This window comes from Cellulomonas massiliensis JC225, from assembly GCF_000312005.1.
Lineage (GTDB): Bacteria > Actinomycetota > Actinomycetes > Actinomycetales > Cellulomonadaceae > Cellulomonas > Cellulomonas massiliensis.
Genome location: NZ_HE978588.1, coordinates 1,270,901 through 1,275,815, shown reverse-complemented (window position 1 = coordinate 1,275,815; position 4,915 = coordinate 1,270,901). Strand labels below are relative to the sequence as shown.

5 protein-coding genes are annotated in these 4,915 nt (G+C 73.2%); all 5 read right to left on the bottom strand.

All coding sequences use genetic code 11. From position 1 onward, the window contains the following. Positions 1-441 (bottom strand): dihydroneopterin aldolase (gene folB, locus HGCM_RS17200; protein ID WP_019135961.1); only part of this gene is annotated, 441 nt, incomplete at its 3' end. After that, positions 438-1,382, bottom strand: a complete 945-nt coding sequence (gene folP / locus HGCM_RS17195) for a dihydropteroate synthase (RefSeq protein WP_019135960.1) — start codon at positions 1,380-1,382, stop codon at positions 438-440. The genes folB and folP, both read right to left, overlap by 4 nt. A gap of 43 nt (positions 1,383-1,425) precedes the next feature. Then, positions 1,426-2,031, bottom strand: a complete 606-nt coding sequence (folE, locus tag HGCM_RS06000; protein ID WP_040399511.1) for a GTP cyclohydrolase I FolE — start codon at positions 2,029-2,031, stop codon at positions 1,426-1,428. 5 nt (positions 2,032-2,036) lie between these two features. Then, complete coding sequence (gene ftsH, locus HGCM_RS05995) at positions 2,037-4,064, bottom strand: ATP-dependent zinc metalloprotease FtsH (RefSeq protein ID WP_019135958.1); 2,028 nt, start codon at positions 4,062-4,064, stop codon at positions 2,037-2,039. A 135-nt stretch (positions 4,065-4,199) separates the two neighbouring features. Further along, a complete protein-coding gene (hpt, locus tag HGCM_RS05990) occupies positions 4,200-4,754 on the bottom strand; it encodes a hypoxanthine phosphoribosyltransferase (protein ID WP_026075294.1) in 555 nt (184 codons plus the stop codon). Positions 4,755-4,915: the final 161 nt, after the last annotated feature.

The following is a 4,915-nucleotide window of genomic DNA, read 5'->3' as shown; positions in this document are numbered from 1 at the left end:
GCGCGGCGGGGGCGGCGAGGGCTCGGCCGCAGGCAGCTTCGAGCGGTCCCGGCGGATGGCGACGACCACGTCGTCGAACGGCACCGTGATGGGGGCCTGCGGCTTGTGCACGGCGACGTCGACGGCCTCGACGGCGCGGGAGGCCGCGAGCACCGTGGCGGCGATGCGCTCGGCGACGGTCTCGACGAGGTCGGCGGGCTCGCCCGAGAGCACGGCGGCGACGCTCTGGGCGAGCGCGCCGTAGTCGACAGTCTGCTCGAGGTCGTCCCGCGCGGCGGCGCGGCGGGTGTCGAGGTGCACGACGACGTCCGCGACGAACGTCTGGCCCTCGCGGCGCTCGTGCGCGAAGACGCCGTGGTAGCCGGTCGCCGAGATCCCGGTGAGCCTGATCCGGTCGAGCGGCCTGCCGTGGCCGTCGAGCGCGAGCGCGTCGCCCGTCATGTGCGTCCTCCTGTCGACGTGCCGTCGGCCGTGCGCGCCGTCGTGCCGGCACCACCCTGCCAGTCCGTGGGGCCCTGCGCGTCACCCGCGTCCGCCCAGGCCCGCGCCACGCGCACGGCGTCGGCGCTGGCACGCACCTCGTGCACGCGCACGCACCACGCACCCGCCGCCGCGGCGAGGGCGCTGACGGCCGCGGTCGCGGCGTCGCGCTCCTGCGGTGGCGCGGGCGTGCCGTCCGGGCCGGCGAGCAGGTGGCCCAGGAACCGCTTGCGGCTGGCGCCGACGAGCACCGGGTACCCCGCGGCGGTCAGCTCGGGCAGGCGCGCCAGCAGCGGCCAGTTGCTCGCGCCGGGCTTCGCGAAGCCGAGGCCCGGGTCGAGGACGAGCTGCTCGTCCCGCACCCCCGCGGCACGCAGCGCCCGCACCCGGTCGCCGAGCTCGCGCGCCACGTCGACGACGACGTCCTCGTAGTCGTCGAGCGCGTCCATGACGTCGGAGTGGCCGCGCCAGTGCATCACCACGTACGCGGCGCCGCTGCTCGCGACCACCTCCGCCATCGCCTCGTCGGCGAGCCCGCCGGAGACGTCGTTGACGAGGACCGCCCCGCGCTCCAGCGCCGCGCGCGCGACGACGGCCCGCGTCGTGTCGACGCTCACGGAGGCGCCGCGCGCCACGAGCTGCTCGACGACCGGCAGGACCCGGGCGAGCTCCTCGTCGACGGGGACGCGCGCGGCGCCGGGACGCGTCGACTCGCCGCCGACGTCCAGCAGGTCCGCGCCCTCGTCCAGCAGCTGCAGGCCGTGCGCGACGGCCGCGTCCGGGGCGAACCACCGGCCGCCGTCGGAGAACGAGTCCGGCGTGACGTTCACGACGCCCATCACGACGGTGCGCCCGGGCCGGCTCAGCGCGGGCGGGAGCACTGCGGGTCCGACGACGCTCACGGGGCGAGCCTAGGTGCTGGCGCGGACGCGGACGGTCGTCGCGTCAGCGTCCCAGCACGAGGCTCATCGCCTCGGCGCGGGTCGCCGCGTCGCGCATCGCACCGCGCACCGCGGACGTCACGGTCCGCGAGCCCGGCTTGCGCACGCCGCGCATGGACATGCACAGGTGCTCGCACTCGATGACGACGAGCACGCCCAGCGGGTGCAGCGACTCGACGAGCGCGTCCGCGACCTGCGTCGTCAGCCGCTCCTGCACCTGCGGCCGGCGCGCGTACACGTCGACGAGCCGCGCGAGCTTGGACAGCCCGGTGATCTCGCCCGTCGGGCCGGGGATGTAGCCCACGTGCGCGACGCCGTGGAAGGGCACCAGGTGGTGCTCGCAGGTCGAGTACACCTCGATGTCCTTGACCAGCACCATCTCCTCGTGGCCGAGGTCGAAGGTCGTCGTCAGGACGTCCTGCGGCTCCTGGTAGAGCCCGGCGAAGATCTCCCGGTAGGCGCGCGCGACGCGGGCCGGCGTGTCCCGCAGCCCCTCGCGCTCCGGGTCCTCGCCGACGGCGAGCAGCAGCTCGCGGATCGCGGCCTCGGCGCGCGGCTGGTCGTACTCCCGCACCGCCCGGCCGCCGCCCGAGACCGGGTCCACGCCCATCGCGGTCACGCGTCCGGCGTCTGCGACGGCGGCAGCTCGACCGCGCCGACGGCCGGGTGCTCCGCGTTCGCGGCCGCGGCCTCGTCCTGCGGGACGACGTGCCCGTTGTGGCCGTTGCGCTCGGCGGCCGTCATGACGGGCGGCCGGTCCGAGACCGTGCGCTGCTGGCTCGAGAGCCACACCTCGCGTGGCGGGCGCTTCTCGACCGGCCGGAAGATCTCGGCGAGCTGCTGCGCGTTGAGCGTCTCCTTCTCGAGCAGCTCGAGCACCAGGTGGTCGAGCACGTCGCGGTACTGGACGAGCACCTCCCACGCCTCGTCGTGCGCGTGCTCGACGAGCGCCCGGACCTCGAGGTCGATCGCGCCCGCGACGTCCTCCGAGTAGTCGCGCTGGTGGCCGACGTCGCGGCCGAGGAAGACCTCGTTGCTCTCCTGGCCGAGGCGGATCGCGCCGAGCCGGCTGCTCATGCCGAACTGCGTCACCATCTTGCGGGCCGTCGCGGTGGCCTTCTCGATGTCGTTGCTCGCGCCCGTCGTCGGGTCGTGGAAGACCAGCTCCTCGGCGACGCGGCCGCCCATCGCGTAGGCGAGCTGGTCGAGCAGCTCGTTGCGCGTCGTCGAGTACTTGTCCTCGGTCGGCATGACCATCGTGTAGCCCAGCGCCCGCCCGCGCGGCAGGATCGTCACCTTCGTCACCGGGTCCGTGTAGCGCAGCGCCGCCGCCACCAGGGCGTGGCCGCCCTCGTGGTACGCGGTGATCTTCTGCTCCTTGACGTTCATCACGCGGGTCCGCTTCTGCGGCCCGGCGACGACGCGGTCGATCGCCTCGTCCAGCGCGTGGTCGTCGATCTGCTGGCCGTTCTGGCGCGCGGTCAGCAGCGCCGCCTCGTTGAGGACGTTGGCCAGGTCGGCGCCCGTGAAGCCGGGCGTGCGCCGGGCGACGGCGGTGAGGTCCACCCCAGGCGCCATCGGCTTGCCCTGCGCGTGCACGCGCAGGATCCGCTCGCGCCCCTTGAGGTCCGGCGCCTCCACGGCGACCTGGCGGTCGAAGCGGCCGGGTCGCAGGAGCGCGGGGTCGAGGATGTCGGGGCGGTTCGTCGCGGCGATCATGATGACGTTCGTCTTGACGTCGAAGCCGTCCATCTCGACGAGCATCTGGTTGAGCGTCTGCTCGCGCTCGTCGTGACCGCCGCCGAGGCCCGCACCGCGGTGCCGGCCGACGGCGTCGATCTCGTCGATGAAGATGATGGCCGGGCTGTTCTCCTTGGCCTGCTGGAACAGGTCCCGGACGCGGCTCGCGCCGACGCCGACGAACATCTCGACGAAGTCCGAGCCGGAGATCGAGTAGAACGGCACGCCCGCCTCGCCGGCGACCGCGCGGGCCAGCAGCGTCTTGCCGGTCCCGGGCGGGCCGTACAGCAGCACGCCCTTGGGGATCTTGGCGCCGACGGCCTGGAACTTGGCGGGCTCGGTGAGGAAGTCCTTGATCTCCTGGAGCTCCTCGACCGCCTCGTCCACGCCCGCGACGTCGGCGAACGTGACCTGCGGGGACTCCTTGCTCACGAGCTTGGCGCGCGACTTGCCGAAGCTCATGACGCGCGAGCCGCCGCCCTGCATGTTCGACATCAGGAACCAGAAGATCCCCAGGATGATGACGAAGGGCAGGACCAGGCTCAGCAGGCTGACCCACCACGACTGCTGCGGGTTGACCGACGTGAAGCCACCGGGCAGGTCGGCGTCCTGGACGGCCTGGACGACGCTCTCGCCCTGCGGCGCGACGTACGTGAACTGCACGCGCTTGCCGTAGTCGTGGTCGTCCTTGACGAACGCGTCCTCGAGCGTGAGGTCGACGCGCTGCACGCCGTCGGTGATCTTGGCCTGCTCGGCCTTGCCCTGCTGGAGGAGCGCGAGGCCGTCCGAGGTGTCGATGGTCTGCACGCTCGGGGTGCGCAGCGCGAAGGCGCCGACCCACGCGAGCAGCAGCGCGATGACGATCCACAGGTACGGCCCACGGGCCAGTCGCTTGGCGTTCATAGGCACGGGGCCGGGCCCCTCATCCTCCGGTCGATCAGGCTGCCGCCTCGACAGCAGACCTCGAAAGTACACGGTGTCCCTGAGGGGTCCCGCTCCTGTTCGCCCAGGGCACAGCCGCCGTGCGCGGTGCGGCGGTCAGCCGCCGTACACGTGCGGCGCGAGCGTGCCGACGAACGGCAGGTTGCGGTAGCGCTCCGCGTAGTCGAGCCCGTACCCGACGACGAACTCGTTCGGGATGTCGAAGCCGACGTAGCGGACGTCGACCTGGACCTTCGCCGCGTCGGGCTTGCGGAGCATCGTCGCGATCTCCACGCTCGCCGGGCCGCGCGAGCGCAGGTTCGACAGCAGCCACGAGAGCGTCAGGCCGGAGTCGATGATGTCCTCGACGATGAGCACGTGACGGCCGGACAGGTCGGTGTCCAGGTCCTTGAGGATGCGCACGACGCCCGAGGACTTCGTCCCGGAGCCGTATGACGACACCGCCATCCAGTCCATCGCGACGGGGGTGTGCAGCCGCCGCGCCAGGTCCGCCATGACCATGACGGCGCCCTTGAGGACGCCCACGAGCAGCACGTCCTTGCCGGCGTAGTCGCGGTCGATCTCGACGGCGATCTCGTCGAGCCGGGTGTGCAGCTGCTCCTCGGTCAGCAGGACGTCCTGCAGCTGGTCGCCCAGGTCAGCCGGGTCCACGCGCACTCCCGTCGATCGTCGAGCCCGCCGTCCGGGCCGCGCCGAGGACCAGCCTGCCACACGCCCGCGAGCCCCTGCGCGCGCCCGGCAGGTCGACGGGGCCCTGGCCGGTCCACGCCACGACGAGCGCGTCGAGCGCCAGCACGTGCTCGCGCCGCAGC